This is a genomic window from Streptomyces sp. NPDC014894 (genome assembly GCF_043080985.1).
GTDB lineage: Bacteria > Actinomycetota > Actinomycetes > Streptomycetales > Streptomycetaceae > Streptomyces.
Genome location: NZ_JBIBWD010000011.1, coordinates 203,653 through 225,194, shown reverse-complemented (window position 1 = coordinate 225,194; position 21,542 = coordinate 203,653). Strand labels below are relative to the sequence as shown.

The following is a 21,542-nucleotide window of genomic DNA, read 5'->3' as shown; positions in this document are numbered from 1 at the left end:
CGGCATTCATTCCGGGACCGTGAGATCGGCGACCCCGCTGAGGGCCGTCAGCTCTCCGGACGCTCCTCCGGGACCGACTCGATCGCCGGGGCCGAGTCCGCCGGGGCGGAGGCGACCGCACCCGCGGCGCCGTTGGTCAGCGCCAGCTCCTTCGGCGAGAGCACCGGAGGACGGGTGGAGGGCGTACGCCGCGAGGAACCGGTCCACGCCGGACGGGCCGGACGCTTCACGATCGGGGCGAAGACCTCCGCGATCTGCTCCTTGCCCAGCGTCTCCTTCTCCAGCAGCTCGAGAACGAGATTGTCGAGCACGTCGCGGTTCTCGACCAGGATCTCCCAGGCCTCGTTGTGCGCGGTCTCGATCAGCTTCTTGACCTCTTCGTCCACCAGCGCCGCGACCTCTTCCGAGTAATCGCGCTGGTGCGCCATCTCCCGGCCGAGGAACGGTTCGGTGTTGTCGCCGCCGAACTTGATCGCGCCGAGACGCTCGGTCATGCCGTACTGCGTGACCATCGCGCGGGCCGTGGTGGTGGCCTTCTCGATGTCATTGGCCGCGCCCGTGGTCGGGTCGTGGAAGACCAGCTCCTCGGCCGCGCGCCCGCCCAGCATGTAGGCGAGCTGGTCGAGCATCTCGTTCCGCGTGGTCGAGTACTTGTCCTCGTCGGGGAGGACCATCGTGTAACCGAGGGCCCGGCCGCGGGAGAGGATAGTGATCTTGTGGACCGGGTCGGAGTTCGGCAGCGCCGCCGCGACCAGGGCGTGTCCGCCCTCGTGGTACGCGGTGATCTTCTTCTCCTTGTCCGACATGATCCGGGTCCGCTTCTGCGGTCCCGCGACCACCCGGTCGATCGCCTCGTCCAGCGAGTGATTGTCGATCAGCTTCTTGTCGCTGCGCGCGGTGAGGAGCGCGGCTTCGTTCAGCACATTCGACAGATCCGCTCCGGTGAAGCCCGGAGTACGCCGTGCGACGGCCCCCAGGTCGACGTCCGGGGCGACCGGCTTGCCCTTCTGGTGAACCTTGAGGATCTCCAGACGGCCCTGCATGTCCGGGCGGTCGACCGCGATCTGCCGGTCGAAACGGCCCGGGCGCAGCAGCGCCGGGTCGAGGATGTCGGGCCGGTTGGTGGCGGCGATCAGGATGACGCCGCCCTTGACGTCGAAGCCGTCCATCTCGACCAGCAGCTGGTTCAGCGTCTGCTCGCGCTCGTCGTGACCGCCGCCGAGGCCCGCGCCCCGGTGCCGGCCGACGGCGTCGATCTCGTCGACGAAGACGATCGCCGGGGCGTTCGCCTTGGCCTGCTCGAAGAGGTCGCGCACCCGGGAGGCGCCGACGCCGACGAACATCTCCACGAAGTCGGAGCCGGAGATCGAGTAGAACGGAACGCCCGCCTCGCCGGCGACGGCGCGCGCCAGCAGCGTCTTGCCGGTGCCGGGCGGGCCGTACAGCAGCACACCCTTGGGGATCTTGGCGCCGACGGCCTGGAACTTCGCCGGCTCCTGGAGGAACTCCTTGATCTCGTGGAGCTCCTCGACCGCCTCGTCGGACCCCGCCACATCGGCGAAGGTCGTCTTGGGGGTGTCCTTGGTGATGAGCTTGGCCTTGGACTTCCCGAAGTTCATCACTCGGGAGCCGCCGCCCTGCATCTGATTCATCAGAAACAGGAAGACCAGCACGATCAGTACGAAGGGCAGCAGGGAGAGCAGCACCGAGATGAACGGGCTCTGCTTGGAGGGCGAGACGGTGTATCCCTTGGAGATGTCACCGGCCTCGTACTTGGCCTGGAGCTTGTCGGCGAGGGCGGAGCCCTGGGTGCCGATGTAGCTGGCCTGGATCTTGCCGCTGCCCTTGACCTTGTGGTCGCCCTTGAGGTCGACCTTGATGATCTGTTCGTCGCCGGTGGTGAGCTTGACCGAGTCGACCTGGTTCTTGTCGATCGCCTGGACGACCTGGCCGGTGTCCACTGTCTTGTAGCCGCCCGACGAGCCGACGACCTGCATCAACACGACCACGGCGAGGACGGCCAGCACGATCCACATGACCGGCCCACGGAAGTATCGCTTCACGTCCATCCATACGGGGCGGTGTCGCCCCGTCCCTCCTGCCCGTAGGTAAATGCTGCTGTGAGAAAAGACTGTTCTTCGGACGGTACCCCAGCATCGCTGCCGTGACCGCACGCCGAGGACGGCAAACCCGTCCTCCCACGGTCCAACGGCGAATCGGGGGGCTTGGTTCCCGGACCGGGCCGGGGAGCCCGATCAGCCGCCGTAGACGTGCGGGGCGAGGGTGCCGACGAAGGGCAGGTTGCGGTACTTCTCCGCGTAGTCCAGCCCGTAGCCGACGACGAACTCGTTGGGGATGTCGAAGCCGACCCACTTCACGTCGAGCGCGACCTTGGCCGCGTCCGGCTTGCGCAGCAGGGTGCAGACCTCGATCGAGGCGGGCTCGCGCGAGCCCAGGTTGGACAGCAGCCACGAGAGCGTGAGCCCCGAGTCGATGATGTCCTCCACGATCAGGACGTGCCGGCCCTTGATGTCGGTGTCCAGGTCCTTGAGGATCCGCACCACGCCGGAGGACTGGGTGCCCGCCCCGTAGGACGACACCGCCATCCAGTCCATGGTGACGGGGCTGGAGAGGGCACGGGCGAGATCCGCCATCACCATCACCGCGCCCTTGAGGACACCGACGAGGAGCAGTTCCTTGCCCGCGTACTCCGCGTCGATCTTCGCGGCCAGCTCCGCCAGCTTCGCGTCGATCTCTTCCTTGGTGATGAGCACCGACTGGAGGTCGGTGCCCATGTCCTTCTCGTTCACGCGGTCGCTTTCTCTCTCGCCGGGGTCCGGTACGCCTCCCCGGTCCGGCGGACATCGCCGGTGCCCGGGGGCCGGGGTCCGGGGGCCCGTCAGGGGCTCCCGGGTGACCTCAGCCGCCGTGCTCGTGCCGCGGCTGCGTCAGCCTTGCCGGATGACAAGTCTGCCACTCTGCCGACGCGCCTCGACGCGGCCGGGCAGATTGATGGTCCCCTGGCCCCGCCAGCCGGTGATCAGGCGGTCGACTTCCTCGACATGACGGGCGAACAGGGAGCCGGCGGGGGCCCCGGCGTCGATCACCGCCCGGCGCAGCACCCGGCGGCGGACGGCGGGGGGCAGCGCGTAGAGCTTGGCGCACTCCAGCTGTCCGCTCTCGTCGCGTACGGAGGAGTCCGCGTCGGCGGCCCAGGTGTCCAGGGCGTCGGCGTCGTCGCGGGAGAGCTGGGCGGTGCGGGCGAGGGCTTCGACCACGCCTTTGCCGAGGGCCTTCTCCAGGGCGGGCAGCCCCTCGTGGCGCAGCCGGGAGCGGGTGTAGGCCGGGTCGGCGTTGTGCGGGTCGTCCCAGACGGGCAGGGACTGGACCATGCACGCCTTGCGGACGGTCTGCCGGTCGAGCTGGAGGAAGGGCCGTCGGTAGCGGTCGTGCCGTCCGGAGACGGCGGCCATCCCGGAGAGCGAGCGGATCCCGGAGCCGCGCGCGAGCCCGAGCAGGACGGTCTCCGCCTGGTCGTCGCGGGTGTGGCCGAGCAGCACGGCGACGGCTCCGGAGCGCTCCGCGGCGGCGTCGAGGGCGGCGTAGCGGGCGTCGCGGGCGGCGGCCTCGGGTCCGCCCTCGCGGCCGACGCGGACGGTGATGGCCTCGACGGGGGCGAGCCCCATCGCGGTGAGGCGGTCGGCGACGTCGGCGGCGCGGAGGTCGGAGCCGCACTGGAGGCCGTGGTCGACGGTGATGCCGCCGGCCCGGACGGAGAGTTTGCGGGCCTCGAAGGCGAGGGCGGAGGCGAGGGCCATGGAGTCGGCCCCTCCGGAACAGGCCACCAGCACCAGGGGGGAGGGGGCGGTGGAGCCGGCGGCGGCCGCCGCGGCGCAGGCGGGGGTGGCCGTCTGCCGCAGCCGGGCGACCCGGTCGGCGGTCGGGGCCGTCGCGGCCCGGTCGGGGCGGGGGGTGTACTCGGTCAGGATGTCGTGGAGTACGCGGCGGACCGCCAGGCGTATCGCCGCGACCGCAGGATGGGGACCCATGTCCGGTGCCCTTCGTGAAGAGGTTGGGGGGAGCCTCGGTTCGGAGTCGGAGCAGAGGTTCAGTCGGCGTTCGGTGAGTGACTGAACCGATGATTCAGTCACGGAGAGTGCGTTGATGGTGACAGAACCGAGCCGTTCTCCGAGCATCGCACGCCTGCCTACGGCCCCAGGGTCCCTCGGACGGGTGATGCTGTGCCCCCGAGGGGGCGTCCCCGGGCCCTCCCGGGGGCATCTGTCCGTATCGTGCTCACGGACCCGCTCCGCGGTGCGCCCGCCGCGCCCGCGGACCGGGTCAGCTGTGCACCCGGGCGATCCAGTCCGCGGGCTTGGCGATCTCCGCCTTGGTCGGAAGGGTGTTGGGGGAGGTCCAGACCCGGTTGAAGCCGTCCATGCCGACCTCTTCCACCACGGCGCGCACGAACCGCTCGCCGTCGCGGTACTGCCGCAGCTTGGCGTCGAGCCCGAGGAGCTTGCGCAGCGCGAGGTCCAGCCGGCTCGCCCCGCGGGCCCTGCGCTGCTGGAACTTCTCGCGGATCTCGGCGACGGAGGGGACCACGTCGGGTCCCACGCCGTCCATCACGAAGTCGGCGTGGCCCTCCAGGAGGGACATCACGGCGGTCAGCCGGCCGAGGATCTCGCGCTGGGCGGGGGTCTGGACCAGCTCGACGATGGAGCGGCCGCTCTCGTCCTCCTCGCCCTCCGGGCGGGCCCCGGCGAGCGACTGGGCGGCCTCGCGCAGCCGCTCCAGGACGGTCATCGGGTCGACGTCGGTCTCGCCGAGGAATGACTGGATCTCGCCCTGGAGGTGGTCGCGGAGCCAGGGCACCCCGGTGAACTGGGTGCGGTGGGTCTCCTCGTGCAGACAGACCCAGAGGCGGAAGTCGTGCGGGTCGACCTCCAGCTCGCGCTCCACATGGACGATGTTGGGCGCGACCAGCAGCAGCCGTCCGCCGCCGTCGGCGCCCGCGGGCAGCTCGCGGGTGGCGGGGGCGAAGGTCTCGTACTGTCCGAGGACCCGGGAGGCGAGGAAGGAGAGCAGCATGCCCAGCTCGACGCCGGTGACCTTGCCGCCGACGGCGCCGAGCACCGCGCCGGTGGGTCCGCCGTTGCGGCGCTCCTGCATCTTCTCCAGGAGCGGCTTGAGCAGCTCGCGGAAGCCGGCCACATTGGCCTTGACCCAGCCCGCCCGGTCCACGACCAGTACGGGGGTGTCCTCGGGCTCGTGACCCTCGGGGATCATGCGGGTGAAGGCGCGTACGTGCTCCTCGGACGACTTCGCGTGCCGTCGCAGCTCGGCGACGACCGCGCGCGCCTCGTCCTTGCTCACCTCGGGTCCCGGCCGCACGAGGCGGGTCGCGGTCGCCACCGCGAGATTCCAGTCCACCATCTCGGCACCACGGATGCTCGTCATGCGTCAACCGTACGTGGTGGTCCGGTGTGACGGTGAGGTGTTGGGTTCCGCAGGTCCGGCCGCCGGGCCCGCGGCCGGCCCGGGTCGGTCCGCCGGTCGGAGCCCGGCCGGCGGGGGCGCGGCCGTCGGTCCGGTCTACGAGACCAGCGCGGCCGCCAGTCTGTCGAGCGCGTCCTGGGCCTCGTCGCGCCCGTCGGTCTCGCCCGCCAGGAAGGCGAAGGCGAGCAGTCGGCCGTCGGGGGCAACCACCGTGCCGGAGAGCGCGTTCACTCCGGTCAGGGTGCCGGTCTTGGCGCGGATCAGCCCGGCGCCGGGGGCGGTGTCCTCGTAGCGGCCGCGCAGGGTGCCGCTGAAGCCCGCGACCGGGAGGCCGGTCAGGACCGGGCGCAGCTCCGGGCGGCCGGGGTCGGCCGAGCGGGCCAGCAGGGCGGTGAGCAGCCGGGCGGAGACCCGGCCCTTGCGGTCGAGTCCGCTGCCGTCGGCGAACCGCGCGCCGGCCAGGGGGAGCCCGAGCTGGGAGAGCTGCTCGCGCACGGCCCGTCCGGCGCCGGCGAAGCTCGCCTTCTCGCCGAGGGCGACGGCGGTCTGCCGGGCGAGCGCCTCGGCGAGATCGTTGTCGCTGTCGGTCAGCATCCGCTCGGCCAGGGTGGAGAGCGGGGCGGAGGAGACCTTGGCCAGCTCGCGGGAGCCGGCCGCGGGTCTGCCGGGGGCGGGCGACGCGGTGACCTTCACGCCGCGCCGGTCGAGCAGCCGGGCGAAGGCCCGGGCCGCCTCGCCCGCGGGGTCGTGGCTGCGCTCGGCGTATCCGGTGGACTCGGGGTCGGTCCGGCCCTGGTCGACCATGAGCGCGGTGACGGGGGCGAGGTTGCCGTTCATCCCGATGGGGTGCAGCGGATTGCCCTCGTAGAGGGAGGTGTCGTAGGCCAGTCGTACGGAGGCGATCCCCCGCTCGTCCAGGGCGCGGGCGGTGCGGTCGGCGAGGGCCCGCAGTCCGGCGCGGTCGAGGCTGGCGTCGCCGCCGCCGACGAGGGTGAGCCGGGCGCCGGAGGCGACGACGGCGGTGGGGACGCGGTGGTCGGGTCCGAGCGCGGTCAGCGCGGCCGCGGCGGTGGCGATCTTGATGGTGGAGGCCGGGGTCATCGCCTTCGTTTCCCCCCGGCCGTACAGCGGGCGGCCGGTCGACACATCGATGACGGAGGCGGTGCGCAGCGGTCCGAGGCCGGGGTCGTCGAAGAGCGGTCCGAGTTCCTCGCCCAGCTCGCCGGGTTTGGCGTCGGCGGGTCCGGGGGCGGTGCGGGCGCCGAGCGGGCTGAGGACTCCGGGGGCGCTGGGGGCGGGCGCCGGGCGGCCGGGCGCGGCGTTCCGGGCGTCGAGGCCGTCCCCGGCGGCGGCCCAGTCGCGCTCGGCCCTGCGCTGTCCGGATTCCCAGGGTCCGGCGGCCACGACGGCCCCCGCGGCGACGGCCAGCCCCACCGCGGCGGCGCCCGCGGCGAGCTGCCACGTCCTGATCACCGGCACCTCGCACCAGCCCCTTTCGCGATCACACACCTGCGTGAGGGACACTTAATCACCAGAACTGCGTCTTGCCGTGTGCACGGCACCCCGGTCAGCACCCGGTCGGCACCAGCGACCATACGGCTGGGGGTCCGGGGAGCCTTTCCCGGAAGGGCACAGCACGACCGGATATTTGTGTTGATCATGGAGGAGCCACACGTGGAGTTCGACGTCACCATCGAGATCCCGAAGGGTTCGCGTAACAAGTACGAAGTGGACCACGAGACGGGTCGCATCCGTCTGGACCGTCGACTCTTCACCTCGACCAGCTACCCGGCCGACTACGGCTTCGTCGAGAACACCCTCGGCGAGGACGGCGACCCGCTGGACGCGCTGGTCATCCTGGACGAGCCGACCTTCCCCGGCTGCCTGATCAAGTGCCGGGCCATCGGCATGTTCCGGATGACGGACGAGGCGGGGGGAGACGACAAGCTGCTCTGCGTGCCGGCCTCCGACCCGCGCGTCGAGCACCTGCGGGACATCCACCACGTCTCGGAGTTCGACCGCCTGGAGATCCAGCACTTCTTCGAGGTCTACAAGGACCTGGAGCCCGGCAAGTCCGTCGAGGGCGCGAACTGGGTCGGCCGCACCGAGGCCGAGGCCGAGATCGAGGCCTCCTACAAGCGTCTGGAGGCGCAGGGCGGCGCCCACTGACGCCCTGGCAGCGACGCCGCCGCGGGCCGGACACCTCTGGGAGGTGTCCGGCCCGCGGTGCGTGGGGCAGAAGATCCCAAAGTCGTACGTCGGCATGGACACGCACATACTGAGCTGACACCGGCGACACGAGAGGGAGCGAGGGCAGCACGTGGTGGCGGAACCGGAGGTTCCGGAGGGTCGGGACCGCAAGGACCCGGAAAGCTCGAAGAACCCGGACGGCGCAGCGGGCGCGGAGGTTCAAAGGAGCCCGAGGGCGGCCATGGGGCCGGTGGGCACGCCCTCCCCCGAGGACCGCAAACCGCAGTCCGACGAGGCGCACAGCGCCTTCACCCCGCCTCCCGGGGTCGAGCCGCCGGAGCCGCCGGAGGAGGACCACCCGACGTCGGAGTTCAGCGTTCCGCCGGGGGCGGCGACCGCGGCCGAGACGCCGGCCGAGCAGGAAGGTTCCGCCTTCGCGACCCCGAGCACCTACAGCTTCCGCCACTCGCCGCCCGTCTTCACCCCCTCGCACGGGGTCCCGGCGGTCCGGCTCACCAAGGACGGGCCCTGGCAGGACCGGATGCGGGCCATGCTGCGGATGCCGGTGGGCGAGCGGCCGGTGCCGGAGACGGTGCAGAAGCAGGACGAGGCCGGTCCGGCCGTGCCCCGCGTGCTCGACCTCACCCTCCGGATCGGCGAACTGCTGCTCGCGGGCGGCGAGGGCGCGGAGGACGTCGAGGCGGCGATGTTCGCCATCTCGCGCTCGTACGGACTCGACCGCTGCGAGCCGACCGTCACCTTCACCCTGCTCTCCATCACCTACCAGCCGTCGCTGGTGGACGATCCCGTGACGGCGAACCGGACGGTGCGCCGCCGGGGCACCGACTACACCCGGCTGGCGGCGGTCTACCGACTGGTCCACGACATCAGCACCCAGGACGCCGAGGTCTCGCTGGAGGAGGCGTACCGCAGGCTGGCGGAGATCCGGCGCAATCGGCACCCCTACCCCGGCTGGGCGCTCACCGTGGCGGGCGGTCTGCTCGCCGGATCGGCCTCCGTGCTGGTCGGCGGTGATCTGCTGGTGTTCCTGGCGGCGGCGGTGAGCGCGATGCTCGGCGACCGGCTGGCCTGGCTCTTCGCGGGGCGCGGACTGCCGGAGTTCTACCAGTTCGTGGCCGCGGCCATGCCGCCGGCCGCGATGGGCGTGGCACTGATCCTCTCCCCGCTCGACGTCCGCGCCTCCGCGGTCATCACCGGTGGGCTGTTCGCCCTGATCCCGGGGCGGGCGCTGGTCGCGGGCGTCCAGGACGGTCTGACCGGCTTCTACATCACCGCCGCGGCCCGGCTGCTCGAAGTGGTGTATCTGATCGTCGGCATCGTCGTCGGCGTGCTGATCGTGCTCTATCTCGGCATCGCGCTGGGCGCGGCCCTCACCCCCGAGACCGCGCTGCAGGCGGTGGAGCGGCCGGCGGTGCAGCTGCTGGCCGCGATGGGGCTCTCGCTCTGCTTCGCGGTCCTGCTCCAGCAGGAGCGGGACACGGTCTGGCTGGTGACGCTGAACGGCGGGGTCGGCTGGGTGGTGTACGGGGTGCTCGCCAACACCTCGGACGTGCCGCCGGTCGCGGCGACGGCGGCGGCGGCCGGGCTGGTGGGTCTGTTCGGGCAGATGCTCTCGCGCTACCGGTTCGCCTCGGCGCTGCCGTACGTCACCGCCGCGATCGGGCCGCTGCTGCCGGGAAGCGCGACCTACTTCGGACTGCTGGCGATCGCCCGGGGCGATCTGAACGCGGGGCTCGCCTCGCTCTCCAAGGCGTCCGCGCTGGCGCTGGCCATCGCGATCGGCGTGAACCTGGGCGGCGAGATGTCCCGACTCTTCCTCCGGGTGCCGGGCGGCGCGGTCCGCTCCTCCGAACCCCGCCGGGCGGCGAAGCGCACCCGCGGGTTCTGACGCCCGCCGGGGCGGGCGGTGGGCGGTCTTCGGCGGCCGGCGGCCGCCGGCCCGGGCGGTGGGCGGCCCGAGGCGGTGGGCGGCCCCGGCAGTCGGCGGCCCGAGGCGGTGGGCGGCCCCGGCGGTCGGAGGTCAGCGGTTGCCGGGGCCTCCGGGCGAGGCCGGGGCCGGGTCGTCCGGGACGGACCGGGCCGCGGCCGCCCTCCGCCCCTGCGAGCGGGCCCTCAGCAGCTCGACGGCGATCGGCAGGACGGAGATCAGCACGATGAGGACGAGGATCTTCTCGATGTGCTGATGCACCAGGTCGACCTTGCCGAGGGCCGCTCCCAGCAGAGTCACCCCGGCCCCCCAGAGCACTCCTCCGACGACGTTGAAGACGACGAACGAGCGGTAGTCCATCCGGCTGACGCCCGCGATGACCGGGGTGAAGGTCCGCACGATGGGCACGAAGCGCGCCAGGACCAGCGACTTGGGCCCGTACTTCTCGAAGAAGTCGTGGGCCTTCTCCACGTTGTCCTGCTTGAAGAACCGGGAGTCGGGCCGCTTGAAGAGCGCCGGGCCGACCTTGCGGCCGAAGAGATAGCCGACCTGGTCGCCGACGACGGCCGCGAGCACGATCAGGGCGCACACCGCCCACAGCGGCAGATCGTCCAGCTTTCCGGTCGTCACCAGCAGACCGGTGGTGAAGAGCAGCGAGTCGCCCGGCAGGAAGAACCCGATCAGCAGCCCGGACTCGGCGAAGACGATCACCAGGACCCCGATGAGCCCGAAGGTCCCGATCAGATGGTCCGGGTCCAGCCAGCTCGGTCCGAGCGCGAGGGCAGTCATCGAGGTCCGTGCTCCTGAGTCGTGGATCGGTGCGATCGGCGGCCGGAGCGCGGCGAAGGCGCTCCGAAATCTCAGAATGCACTCTGCGCGGGCCCGCTCGGCCCCGCCCCGCGAGGCCCCCCGGAAGAAGTGGACGCGGGAGGCGTCGGGGGCGGCCCGAGCCCTTTCGGGCGGGTGCGTACGGGAGTTGACGACGGGTCGACCGGCCGCCGCGCGTTCACCCGCCCGGACGAACGGCCTCCGTCCCGAGCCCCCGGTAGCGGCGGTCCGCGTAGATCAGCGGCCCGCCGGAGCGGGCGGCGGACGGCAGCCGGACCCGGGTGACCTCGGCGATGACGAGCGTGTGGTCGGCGACCCCGACGCGTTCCGTCGTACGACAGGTCAGAACCGCCAGGCTGTCGTCCAGTTCCGGGCCTCCGCGGCCGGACGAGGGCCGGGCCCGCAGGCCGTCGAACTCCCCCTCGCCGACCTCCCGCCGCCCGGTGAAGCGGTCGGCGAGCGCGTGCTGCCCGGCGGCGAGGACGTTCACCGTGAAGCCGCCGGTCCGCTCCAGGATGTCCTGGGTGCGGCTGCCCCGCTTCAGGGAGATCAGCAGGGTGGGCGGGGAGAGGGAGACCGAGAGCAGGGAGTTGACGGTCATTCCGTGCGGCCCCTCGGGGCCCTCGGTGGTGACCACGGCGACCCCGGTCGCCCAGTGGCGCATGGCGTCGCGGAACTCCTCCGGGCCGGGGCCGGGGCCGGGGCGGGCGGGCCCGGGGGCGGCCGGGGCGGAGACGGCGGGGTCGGCGGGGTCGGCGGGGTCGGCGGACCGGGATGCCGCCGGTCCGGATGCCTCCGGTCCGGGGGCGGCGCGCCCGGGGCGGGCGGGGCCGGTCGCCGTCACCACGAGGGGCCCAGCGGCTCGGGCCCGGCCAGGGCGGGGAAGTGCGGGAGGACCTCTTCGCCGAGCTGGGCCACCACCTCGGCGGCGGGCCGCCTGCCGTGCTGGACGCCGAGCGCGCCGTGATTGACCCCGGCCTCCTTCCAGCGGCCCAGGAGTTCGATCAGCCCCCGGGTCCCGGTGCGCAGCACGAATCCACCGCGCAGCGGGGTGGGCCGGTGCCCGGGGTCCTCGACGAGGTCGATCCACTCATTGGTGGCCACCGGTCGGAACTCCCCGCCGGGGACCAGCGCCCGCCAGTCGGCGATCTTGCGGCCGAGCGCCTTGGGCCCCTCGGCCGTGGCGGTCGCCATCGGATAGATCAGCCGCCCGTCGGCGTGCTCGGCGATCCAGTGCGGGGACTGCTGGGAGGAGCCGGTGACCAGCAGGGGTATCCGTCCGTTCACCGGCTTGGGCAGCAGATCGGCTCCCTGGGCGCGCGCCTTGGGCCCGACCGGCCCGAGCAGCTCGCGGAAGGCGTCGACCGTCTCGCGGTACCGGGCCCCTCGGGTCTCGTGGTCGACGCCGTACGAGGGGAATTCGACCGGGCGGTCGCCGGAGGCCGCCCCGAGCACCAGCCGTCCGCCGCTGAGATGATCCAGCGAGGCCGCCTGCTTGGCCAGGTCGATGGGGTGGCGGAGGGTGAGGATGACGCTGCCGGTCGCGAGGGCGATCCGGGAGGTGTGCGCGGCCAGCCAGGTCAGCGCCGACCACGGGTCGTACACCTGCCCGACGTCGCCGAAGGACGGATCGGCCAGCGGCACGTCGCGGACCCAGGCGGCGGCGAACCCGGCGCGCTCGGCCTGCTGGACGACCTCGGTGTGACCGCGCATTCCGGCCATGTCCCCCGCGTACGGCCACAGCGGCAGGAACAGTCCCACGGTCAGCTCGCCGGGCGCGAACATACGGGCGTATCCGGGGTGGTCCGCCCAGGGACCCGGCGTCGGTGCTGTCATCGTTCTGCGCTCATTTCTCTGGTTGGAACGTTCAGTCCAGACTATAACCACGCCTGGATCGAACGTTCCAGCCAGTAGGATGGGCGCCATGGGAGACGTCAGGGAACAGAACGCAGTCACCTCGCCGCCGCCGGGCGGCCGGTCCGAGGCGGACACCCGCCGCCGGATCATCGAGGCCACCGCCGGACTGCTCCAGCGGCAGGGGTACGAGAGCACCTCGGTCAAGGCCATCGCGGGCGCGGCGAAGGCGTCCCCCAGCTCCGTCTACCACTTCTTCCCCGGGGGCAAGCAGGAGCTGGCGATCGAGGCGATGCGCCACGGCGCGGCCGAGTTCGGCGAGCTGCTCGCCGAGGGGCTGTCCCGCTCCCCCGACCCCGCCGAGGCGGCGGCGGCCTGCGCGCTGCTGCTGGCGGACACCCTGCGGGAGTCGGAGTGGACCGACGGCTGCCCCGTCGCGGTCACCGCGCTGGAGACCGTCGGCCGGGTCCCCGGCCTCCAGGAGGCGGCGACCGAGGCCCTGACCCGCTGGCAGGACCTGGTCGCGGCCAAGCTCCAGGGCAGCGGCATCGATCCGGCCGCCGCCCGCTCCCTGGCCGGCACGGTGATCAGCATGCTGGAGGGCGCCGAGCTGCTCAGCCGGGTGACCGGGGACGACACTCCGCTGCGGGACGCCGCCGTCCACCTCGAACAGCTCGTCAGGGCCTCGCCCCGGGGCTGACCGGCGGCCGGGACCCGGGGGCCGGGAGGATCGGGGGGCCGCGCGCGCGGCCCCCGGGAACCTCAGGGCCTCAGGGCCTCAGGGCCTCAGGGCCTCAGGAGAGGATCGCGGCCCGGACCCGGCCGGCCGCGTGGGCCTGGCCGCGGGCGTTGGGGTGCGCGTACGCCCAGGACCGCGGCACGGCGCTCTGGAGACCGTCCGCCCAGTTGCGCCCGCCGAGATCGTCGCAGACGCTGTGCCCCGCGCTGGAGGCGTAGAGATCCACATGGGTGTCGCCCGCCTCGGCGGCCGCGTGCTCGATCTCCGCGTTGAGCGGCTCCAGCAGCGCGGTCCGCAGCCACCGCAGATCCTCGGGGGTGATCGTGCCGAACTCCAGCGGGTTGTTGAACCGGCAGAGCGCCGGGTCCTCCGGTACGAGACGGGGGTAGCCGACGGTGATCACCCGGGCGAAGGGGGCCTTGTCGTGCAGGGCCCGGAGCATCTCCGCGTACTCCACGCGCACCTTGCTCAGGCCGCTCTCCACGCTCCCGGCGAACGCGTCGCGGCAGGGCGCGCCCAGACCCGCGCTCTCGTGGCCGAGCGCCGCGCACTCCGCCAGGATCCCGCTGAGCCCGAGCGTCTCGCTGCCGACGCCGACGGTGATGAGATCGGTGTCGGCGGTCACCGCCGAGATCTGCGGCGGCGTCGGCGGGTACTCGGGCGTCTCCTGCCCGGGAGCGACCGGGCGGCTGACCGGAATTCGCTCCTTGGAGACGATGTTCTCGACCGTGACCCCGCCGCAGCTGACGTTGACGGCGTGCACCCGCGGGCCGAGGCCCCGGCGGATGATCTCGGGGTACGACTCGACGGTGCGGGCGCAGCCGTCGTCCGCGACGACCCGGCCCGTGGCCTCGATGACCCCGGCGGTGTAGGAGTCGCCGAGCGCGACCCACTCCACGGGCTGCGCGGCGGCGGCGGGACGGGGTCCCGGCAGGAGCAGTCCGGCCGTGAGGGCCAGCGCGGCGGCCGTCCAGAGGGCCGCTCGGCCTCGCTTGATGTGCGGCATTGCCATCCTTCGTCAGAGTTCGTCGGATTCGTCGGAGGTCGTCGGAGATCGTCGGGAATCGTCGGCGAACAGCGGGAACAGCGCGGAACGCCGACGCGGGAGAAGCATCCCCGGCGGTCGGCGACCCAATGTAGGGGTACGGACACCCTTGGTGATCGCCGCCGGGCTGCGGCCGTTCACCCGGGGCTCGGACAAAGGAGCGCGGCGGGGCTCGCGTTGCGGGCGGTGCGCGCCCGTACGAGCCTGGGACTCCGAGGGGGATGTACCCGTACGCGGAAAGGCGGCGAGTGGGCATGCCACTCCACCAGGGCGCGAACAGACCGTCCGACGGGGCGGGTGAGCGGCGCAGGCTCTCCCTCAACCCGTTCTACGGGGAGGCGGATCCGGTCAGCGGAATGACCGCGGCCCCGCCCACGCACCGGCTGCCCGACGGACCGCTGCCGCCCATGACCGCGTACCGGCTGGTCCACGACGAGCTGATGCTGGACGGCAATTCACGACTGAATCTGGCCACCTTCGTCACGACGTGGATGGAGCCGCAGGCCGGGGTGCTCATGGGCGAGTGCCGGGACAAGAACATGATCGACAAGGATGAGTATCCGCGCACCGCCGAGCTGGAGAAGCGGTGTGTGGCCATGCTCGCCGATCTGTGGAACGCACCCGATCCCGCGACGGCCGTCGGCTGTTCCACCACCGGTTCGAGTGAGGCGTGCATGCTCGCGGGGCTGGCGCTCAAGCGCCGCTGGGCGACGCGCAACGCCGACCGCTATCCGGCGAGCGCCCGGCCGAATCTGGTCATGGGCGTCAATGTGCAGGTCTGCTGGGACAAGTTCTGCGACTTCTGGGAGGTCGAGGCCCGTCAGGTGCCGATGGAGGGCGACCGCTTCCATCTCGACCCGGGGATCGCGGCCGACCTCTGCGACGAGAACACCATCGGCGTGATCACCGTGCTGGGCTCGACCTTCGACGGTTCGTACGAGCCGGTCGCGGAGGTCTGCGCCGCGCTCGACGATCTCCAGCGGCGGACCGGGCTCGATGTGCCGGTCCATGTCGACGGCGCGTCGGGCGCGATGGTCGCGCCCTTCCTGGACGAGGATCTCGTCTGGGACTTCCGGCTGCCGCGCGTCAGCTCGATCAACACCTCCGGGCACAAGTACGGGCTGGTGTATCCGGGGGTGGGGTGGGCGCTGTGGCGCTCGTCGGCGGAGCTGCCGGAGGAGCTGGTCTTCCGGGTCAACTACCTGGGCGGCGACATGCCCACCTTCGCCCTCAACTTCTCCCGCCCGGGGGCCCAGGTGGTGGCGCAGTACTACACCTTTCTGCGGCTGGGCCGGGAGGGCTACCGGGCCGTTCAGCAGACCGCGCGGGACATCGCGGGCGGGCTGGCGGAGAAGTTCGCGGCGATCGAGGACTTCCGGCTGCTCACCCGGGGCGACGAACTGCCGGTCTTCGCCCTCACCGTCGCCGACGGGGTGACCGCCTTCGACGTCTTCGACGTCTCGCGCCGGCTGCGGGAGCGCGGCTGGCTGGTTCCCGCCTACACCTTCCCGGAGAACCGTACGGATCTGTCGGTGCTGCGCGTGGTCTGCCGGAACGGCTTCTCCGCCGATCTGGGCGATCTGCTGATGGAGGATCTGACGCAGCTCCTGCCCGAACTGCGCCGTCAGCCGGGGCCCCTGGGCACCGACGCGTCGACGGCGACCGCCTTCCACCACTGACCGGGGGCCTGCGGGACCGCCGGCGGGAGGCCGGGAGACCCGGGGGCCGGGACCGCCGGCGGGAGACCCGGGCCTGGGGCCTCGGTCCCGCAGGCCCCAGGCCCCCGGCCCCCGCGCGTCAGTCGCCCAGCCGCCGGAATCGCCGCACGGCCAGCGGGAAGAAGACGCAGACCAGCGCCACCGGCCAGACCACCGCCAGCGCCCCCGCGTGGTCCGCCGCCCAGGAGTCGCCGCCGGCCGGGACGCCGGACAGCTCGCGCACCGCCGTCGCGGTCGCCGACATCGGATTCCACTCGACGGCCGCGCCGAGCCAGTCGGGCATGGCGGCCGGGGAGGCGAACGCGGTGGAGAGAAAGCCGACCGGCCAGACCAGGATCTGCACAGCGGACACCATCTCGGGCTTCCCCGCCGCCATCGCCAGCTGGATCCCGATCCAGAGCATCGCGAACCGCAGCAGAAGCAGCAGCCCCAGCGCCGCCGGCAGACCGGCCGGATCGCCCTCCCAGCGCCAGCCGATCGCGTAACCGGCCGCCGCCATCAGCAGCAGGGCGACGGCGGATTCGAGCATGTCCGCGACGCTCCGGCCGACCAGCACCGCCGAGTCCGCCATCGGCATCGAGCGGAAGCGGTCGATCACTCCCTTGTTGAGGTCCCCGGTGACCGCCGTCATGGTCGACTCCAGGCCGAAGGCCATGGTCAGCGCGAGCATCCCGGGCACCAGATAGCCGATGTACGCGCCTTCGACACCCCGGCCGCCGCCCATCAGAAAGGCGAACATCAGCAGCATCATCACCGGGAAGAGAAGCCCGACGAGGACCCGCGCGGGCCGCCGCGCCCAGTGGGCGAGTTCGCGCCGGGTCATGGTCCACGAGTCGGTCAGCGGATACCCGCTCATACGGACGCCCCCTCGGTGAGCCGCAGAAAGACCTCGTCGAGGGTGGGACGGCGCACGGCGATGTCCTCGGCCTCGACGCCCGCGTCCGCCAGCCCCCGGACCGTACGGGTGAGCACGGCCATCCGGTCTTCGGCGGGCGCGCTGACCAGCCGGCGGTCCTCGTCGACCGTCGCTCCGGGCAGCAGGGCCGCGGTCTTCGCCAGATCGGCCGCGTCCCGCACCACCACATCGATCCGGTCGCCGCCGAGCCGGGCCTTCAGCTCGTCCGGGGAGCCCTCCGCGGCGACCCGCCCGGCGTCGATCACCGAGACGCGGTCGGCCAGCTGATCGGCCTCCTCCAGATACTGCGTGGTCAGCAGCACGGTCGTACCGCCGCCGACCAGGGAGCGCACCGCGCTCCAGACCTCGGACCGGCCGCGCGGGTCGAGCCCGGTCGTCGGCTCGTCCAGGAACAGCACCTCGGGATCGACGATCAGCGAGGCGGCGAGATCCAGCCGCCGGCGCATACCGCCGCTGTAGTCGGCGACCGGCTTGGCCCCGGTGTCGCCGAGCCCGAACCGCTCCAGCAGTTCGTCGGCGCGGACCCCGGCCCGCCGGGCGCCGAGGTGGTGCAGCCGTCCGAACATCTCCAGGTTCTGCCGGCCGCTCAGCTCCTCGTCGAGCGCGGCGTGCTGGCCGAGCAGACCGATCCGCCGCCGGACCGCCGCCGCCTCGGTGCGGACGTCGTGCCCGGCGACGCGCACCACGCCCTCGTCGTGCCGGAGCAGGGTCGCCATGATCCGTACGGCGGTGGTCTTGCCCGCTCCGTTGGGGCCGAGCACGCCATGGACCGTGCCGGAGGCCACCGCCAGCTCCAGACCGTCCAGCGCGCGCTTCCCGCCGTACCGCTTGTGCACGCCCTCGACCGTGATCGCTTCGGTCATCCACGTCCTCCCTCGCACCTTCGCCCACAGGTGCTCAAATTTGACTAGTGACCCATACGGTACGACCGGAAGTCCGATTAGTCAAACTTGATTACGAGCGATTCAGCGTCTCAGCGCCGGTCCTCCGCGTGCGGCTCGCCCGTGGCGTACGGATTCTCCTGCCCCTCGGCGAGCACCAGCGCCGGGCGCTCCCCCTCGCCGGCGAAGACATAGGCCCCGCCCTCGATCCGCTCGATCAGGCCGAGCGTCCACTCGGACCCGAAGTCGGCGGACGAGACCCAGAGATTCATGATCTCGCCGATGTGCCCGAGCGATCCGGGGCCCTCCTCGGGGGTGTAGTACTCGGTCACCGAGGACCGCCACTCCCGCATCGCGCGCACCCGCTCCCTCAGCAGCCCGACCGCCTCGGCCCGCTCCAGGTCGACGATGAAGCCGACCCCGGCGGAGAGGACGTCCATCTTCTGGTCGTACGCCGTCAAGGCCTCCCGCAGCAGCCGCAGATACTCCTCGTCGCCCTGCGCGGTGACCTCGTACTCGGTGCGCGGCGGACCGCCGGCCGTGGACGGCGCGACCTCGTGGGCGCGCAGCAGCCCCTGCTTCGCCATCTGCTTGAGCGCGTGATAGATCGAGCCGGGCTTGGCGTTGGACCACTCGTGCGCGCCCCAGAACTCCAGGTCGTTGCGGACCTGATAGCCATGGGCCCGCCCGTGCTGGCGGACGGCCCCGAGGACCAGCAGCCGGATCGCTGACATTGGCCGGATTTCCCCTCTACTCAACTTTGACTACATTACTCAACCTTGACTAGCCTAAGTGAATGACCGAGAAGACGATCCCGCTCCTCCCCTGCCAGACGCAGTTGATCCAGCCACTGATCGATTTCTACACGGCGCTGGGCTTCGAGACGACATTCCAGCAGAAGAGCCCCTACGCCTATGCGGTGGTCGAGCTGGGCGACGTCGAACTGCAGTTTCTCGGCATGAAGGAGTACGACCCGGCCGGGTCGTACTCGGGCTGCTACATCACCACCGAGCGGGTCGACGCGCTCCACGAGACCTTCCGCGCGGGCCTGAAGGCCGCCTACGGACGGATCCCGACCCGGGGGCTGCCGCGCATCGGACCGCTGAAGGACATGTCGTACGGCATGCGGCAGTTCCTGATGACCGATCCGACGGGCAACTCCATCCGGATCGGCCAGGCGATCAGCGAGGACCAGAACCACCGGCCGGCGCCCAGGGAGACCTTCGCCCGCGCACTGCACATGGCGGACCTGTTCGCCGACTCGAAGGAGGATCTGCCCGGGGCCGCGAAGATCATCGACCGGGCGCTGGGGCTGACGGACCAGCGGCCCTCCCCGGTGCAGCTGCTGCGGCTGCTGGTGCTCCGGGGCGACATCGCGCAGCGGCTGGGCGAGGAGGAGAGCGCGGCGGGGCTGCTGGAGCGGGCCGCCTCGGTCGAGCTGACCGAGGAGGAGCGGGCCTCGGTGGGCGACGCCCTGGCCAGGCTCGGGGAGCTGCGGGACTGACGCCCCCGGACGCGGAAGCGCCCCGGACCCGTGCGTCGCGGGCTCCGGGGCGCGGCCGAAGGGGCGCGGCGCGTTCGGCTTGGGCACGGACCGGCGGGGCGGCCGCCGCCCCGCGCGTTCAGCTGCCGCCCTGCCCCTCCAGCGCCACCAGCTCGAAGGCCGTCCTGCCGTCCAGGGACTCCCGGACGATGTCCGCGTGCCCCGCGTGCCGGCCGATCTCCTCGACCAGATGCACCAGCAGCCATCGCATCGACACCGTGCCGTCCTTGGGGAACCAGGGGGCGTCGGGCAGCGGGAAGGTGTCGTTCAGGCTGGGCACGGCGCGGATGAACTCCTCGGTCTCCTCCGCGACCTCCTTCCAGAAGGCCAGCGTCCCGGGGATCGTCTCCCCCTCCACCAGCCGGAAGCTGTCTCCCCAGGTCTCCTGGGTGCGGGCCCTCTCGTTCGGCCGGCGCTGCGCCATCCGCAGCCAGTTCAGCTCCATCTCGGCGACATGCTTCAGCAGGCCGGAGAGGGAGAGCGCGCTGGCGCTGGGCCGGCTCGCGGCCTGCTCCTCGGTCAGCCCGAGGACCGAGCGGCGCAGCGCGCCCCGCTGGGCCTCGACGAAGGAGAGGAGTGCGCCGCGCTCATCGCCGTGAGCCTCCGCGGGAACATGCGTGACCATCGTCTTGTCCGCCTTTCAGGCGTCGCCAACCGCTCAAGGAGAGGCTGACGCCCTCCTTCCGACACCGCAAACGCTACGGACCCTTGCGGACGGTTTCTGTCCGCAAGGGTCCTCGCGACGGCGCGGGATGCCGTGGGTCCGACGGCCTGGGCTTCTTGGGGCCGACCTCTCGAAGGGGCTTCGGGCCCGGGAGGCCGGGCGCTCGGAAGAGGGCCCGGGGGCCGGGCGCTCAGAAGGGGAACTGCGAGCGGCCGTGCTGCACCGAGATCCACTTCTGGGTGGTGAACGCCTCGATCATCGACTCGCCGTTCAGCCGGCCGCTGCCGGAGTGCTTCTCGCCGCCGAAGGGCACGATCGGCTCGTCGTGGACGGTGCTGTCATTGATGTGGATCATTCCGGTGTTGATCCGCTTGGCGATCCCCACACCCCGCTCGATATCGGCGGTGTGCACGGCGCCGCTCAGCCCGTACGGGGTGTCGTTGGCGATCCGGATCGCCTCCTCGTCCCCGTCGAACGGCACGATCAGCGCCACCGGCCCGAAGATCTCCTGGCCCAGCACCGGGGAGTCGGTGGCGATGCCGGTGAGCACCGAGGGCTCCACCAGATTGCCGTCCGAGCCGCCGTGCAGCAGCGCGGTCGCGCCCGCCGCCACGGTCTGCTCGACCAGGGAGGTGACCGCGTCGGCCTGCCGGGAATTGATGAGCGGACCGATGTGGGTGGCCGGGTCGGCCGGGTCGCCCACCTTGAGCGTGCGCACCTTGGCGACGAACTTCTCGGTGAACTCCTTCTCGACCTTCCGGTCCACCAGCACCCGGTTGGCGGCCATGCAGACCTGGCCCTGGTGCACATAGCGGCTGAACACGGCCGCGTCGACCGCGTAGTCGATGTCGGCGTCCTCAAGGACGATCAGCGCGCTGTTTCCGCCCAGTTCCAGGATCGCGCGCTTGAAATTGGCCGCGCAGACCATGGCGACGTGCTGGCCGACCTTGTCGGACCCGGTGAAAGAGATCGCCTTGGGCACCGGGTGCTCGATCAGCGCGTCGCCGATCTCCGCTATATCGGTGATGACGACATTGAGCAGTCCGGGCGGCAGACCCGCGTCCTCGAAGATTTTGCCGACCAGCGCACCGCCGCAGATCGGGGTGTTCTGGTGCGGCTTGAGCACCACGCCGTTCCCGAGCGCCAGCGACGGCGCGACCGACTTGAGGGAGAGCAGGAACGGGAAGTTGAACGGGCTGATCACGCCGACGACCCCGACGGGCAGCCGGTAGACCCGGTTCTCCTTGCCGTCCACCGGCGAGGGGAGGATCCGTCCCTCGGGCCGCAGCGACAGCTGAATCGCCTCGCGCAGGAATTCCTTGGCGAGGTGCAGCTCGAAACCGGCCTTGATGTGGGTGCCGCCCAGTTCGGCGATGATCGCCTCGGTGATCTCCGCCTCGCGCTCGCCGATGATGCGCAGCGCGTTCTCGAAGACGGCTCGGCGCGCATAGGGATTGGTCTCGCCCCAGGCCACCTGGGCCCGCTCGGCGGCGCGATACGCCTGGTCGACCTCGGCCGCCGTCGCGACCGTGATGGAGGCCAGCTTCTCCCCGTCGTAGGGATTGAAATCGATGATGTCCCAGGAGCCGCTCCCGGGCCTCCACTCGCCATCGATGTACTGGTAGGCCAGCTCGGTGAACAAGGACATAGAAACCGATCCCTTACCCGTCAGAACGTAGGAACGCCAGAGTCTTGGAACCTCACAAACACCCGCCGT

General features: G+C 71.9%; 19 protein-coding genes. 5 read left to right on the top strand and 14 right to left on the bottom strand.

The window, feature by feature from the left end; translation table 11 throughout:
- Positions 1–47: 47 nt before the first annotated feature.
- The 5 genes from ftsH to dacB all read right to left on the bottom strand — a co-directional run bounded on the left by ftsH (position 48) and on the right by dacB (position 6,978).
- Positions 48–2,069: an ATP-dependent zinc metalloprotease FtsH gene (gene ftsH, locus ACF089_RS26155; protein WP_392031125.1), complete on the bottom strand. Its 2,022-nt coding sequence runs from the start codon at positions 2,067–2,069 to the stop codon at positions 48–50.
- 186 nt (positions 2,070–2,255) lie between these two features.
- Positions 2,256–2,795, bottom strand: coding sequence for a hypoxanthine phosphoribosyltransferase (gene hpt / locus ACF089_RS26150; RefSeq protein WP_392031305.1), 540 nt, complete (start codon positions 2,793–2,795; stop codon positions 2,256–2,258).
- Positions 2,796–2,948: 153 nt separating this feature from the next.
- The gene (tilS, locus tag ACF089_RS26145; RefSeq protein WP_392031122.1) at positions 2,949–4,049 is read right to left on the bottom strand and encodes a tRNA lysidine(34) synthetase TilS; all 1,101 of its coding nucleotides are present in this window, start codon (positions 4,047–4,049) and stop codon (positions 2,949–2,951) included.
- Positions 4,050–4,341: 292 nt separating this feature from the next.
- Positions 4,342–5,460: a zinc-dependent metalloprotease gene (locus ACF089_RS26140; RefSeq protein WP_392031119.1), complete on the bottom strand. Its 1,119-nt coding sequence runs from the start codon at positions 5,458–5,460 to the stop codon at positions 4,342–4,344.
- A 135-nt stretch (positions 5,461–5,595) separates the two neighbouring features.
- The gene (dacB, locus tag ACF089_RS26135) at positions 5,596–6,978 is read right to left on the bottom strand and encodes a D-alanyl-D-alanine carboxypeptidase/D-alanyl-D-alanine-endopeptidase (protein ID WP_392031302.1); all 1,383 of its coding nucleotides are present in this window, start codon (positions 6,976–6,978) and stop codon (positions 5,596–5,598) included.
- Positions 6,979–7,173: 195 nt separating this feature from the next.
- On the opposite strand from dacB, the gene ACF089_RS26130 reads away from it, so the two are divergent.
- A complete protein-coding gene (locus ACF089_RS26130; RefSeq protein WP_108151010.1) occupies positions 7,174–7,668 on the top strand; it encodes an inorganic diphosphatase in 495 nt (164 codons plus the stop codon).
- A gap of 262 nt (positions 7,669–7,930) precedes the next feature.
- Positions 7,931–9,598 (top strand): threonine/serine exporter ThrE family protein, encoded by a 1,668-nt coding sequence (locus tag ACF089_RS26125; RefSeq protein WP_392031116.1) that lies wholly within the window; start codon positions 7,931–7,933, stop codon positions 9,596–9,598.
- Positions 9,599–9,730: 132 nt separating this feature from the next.
- Here ACF089_RS26125 and ACF089_RS26120 read toward each other — a convergent pair whose 3' ends face one another.
- The 3 genes from ACF089_RS26120 to ACF089_RS26110 all read right to left on the bottom strand — a co-directional run bounded on the left by ACF089_RS26120 (position 9,731) and on the right by ACF089_RS26110 (position 12,301).
- A complete protein-coding gene (locus ACF089_RS26120; protein ID WP_392031113.1) occupies positions 9,731–10,426 on the bottom strand; it encodes a DedA family protein in 696 nt (231 codons plus the stop codon).
- Between the two features lie 217 nt (positions 10,427–10,643).
- The gene (locus ACF089_RS26115; RefSeq protein ID WP_392031111.1) at positions 10,644–11,312 is read right to left on the bottom strand and encodes a flavin reductase family protein; all 669 of its coding nucleotides are present in this window, start codon (positions 11,310–11,312) and stop codon (positions 10,644–10,646) included.
- Positions 11,306–12,301: an LLM class oxidoreductase gene (locus tag ACF089_RS26110; RefSeq protein ID WP_392031108.1), complete on the bottom strand. Its 996-nt coding sequence runs from the start codon at positions 12,299–12,301 to the stop codon at positions 11,306–11,308. Before ACF089_RS26110 ends, ACF089_RS26115 begins: the two co-directional genes overlap by 7 nt.
- An 88-nt stretch (positions 12,302–12,389) precedes the next feature.
- Between ACF089_RS26110 and ACF089_RS26105 the strand changes: the two genes are divergently transcribed.
- Complete coding sequence (locus ACF089_RS26105; protein WP_392031105.1) at positions 12,390–13,019, top strand: TetR/AcrR family transcriptional regulator; 630 nt, start codon at positions 12,390–12,392, stop codon at positions 13,017–13,019.
- Between the two features lie 94 nt (positions 13,020–13,113).
- Here ACF089_RS26105 and ACF089_RS26100 read toward each other — a convergent pair whose 3' ends face one another.
- Positions 13,114–14,064, bottom strand: a complete 951-nt coding sequence (locus tag ACF089_RS26100; RefSeq protein WP_392031102.1) for an SGNH/GDSL hydrolase family protein — start codon at positions 14,062–14,064, stop codon at positions 13,114–13,116.
- A 293-nt stretch (positions 14,065–14,357) separates the two neighbouring features.
- Between ACF089_RS26100 and ACF089_RS26095 the strand changes: the two genes are divergently transcribed.
- Positions 14,358–15,782, top strand: a complete 1,425-nt coding sequence (locus ACF089_RS26095; RefSeq protein WP_392031099.1) for a glutamate decarboxylase — start codon at positions 14,358–14,360, stop codon at positions 15,780–15,782.
- A 118-nt stretch (positions 15,783–15,900) separates the two neighbouring features.
- On the opposite strand, the gene ACF089_RS26090 is transcribed toward ACF089_RS26095, so the two are convergent.
- From ACF089_RS26090 to ACF089_RS26080, 3 genes are all read right to left on the bottom strand, one after another.
- Positions 15,901–16,677, bottom strand: a complete 777-nt coding sequence (locus ACF089_RS26090; RefSeq protein WP_392031096.1) for an ABC transporter permease — start codon at positions 16,675–16,677, stop codon at positions 15,901–15,903.
- The gene (locus ACF089_RS26085; protein ID WP_392031092.1) at positions 16,674–17,600 is read right to left on the bottom strand and encodes an ATP-binding cassette domain-containing protein; all 927 of its coding nucleotides are present in this window, start codon (positions 17,598–17,600) and stop codon (positions 16,674–16,676) included. The genes ACF089_RS26090 and ACF089_RS26085 overlap by 4 nt, the downstream gene beginning before the upstream one ends.
- A 110-nt stretch (positions 17,601–17,710) precedes the next feature.
- The gene (locus ACF089_RS26080; RefSeq protein ID WP_392031089.1) at positions 17,711–18,352 is read right to left on the bottom strand and encodes a PadR family transcriptional regulator; all 642 of its coding nucleotides are present in this window, start codon (positions 18,350–18,352) and stop codon (positions 17,711–17,713) included.
- 62 nt (positions 18,353–18,414) lie between these two features.
- Between ACF089_RS26080 and ACF089_RS26075 the strand changes: the two genes are divergently transcribed.
- Entirely contained in the window at positions 18,415–19,122 is a 708-nt protein-coding gene (locus tag ACF089_RS26075) for a bleomycin resistance protein (RefSeq protein ID WP_392031087.1), read from the top strand.
- Between the two features lie 118 nt (positions 19,123–19,240).
- Here ACF089_RS26075 and ACF089_RS26070 read toward each other — a convergent pair whose 3' ends face one another.
- Together ACF089_RS26070 and ACF089_RS26065 are read right to left on the bottom strand one after the other, a co-directional pair.
- Positions 19,241–19,786, bottom strand: a complete 546-nt coding sequence (locus tag ACF089_RS26070) for a DinB family protein (protein ID WP_392031084.1) — start codon at positions 19,784–19,786, stop codon at positions 19,241–19,243.
- A gap of 229 nt (positions 19,787–20,015) precedes the next feature.
- Positions 20,016–21,473, bottom strand: a complete 1,458-nt coding sequence (locus ACF089_RS26065) for an aldehyde dehydrogenase family protein (RefSeq protein ID WP_392031081.1) — start codon at positions 21,471–21,473, stop codon at positions 20,016–20,018.
- Positions 21,474–21,542 lie beyond the last annotated feature (69 nt).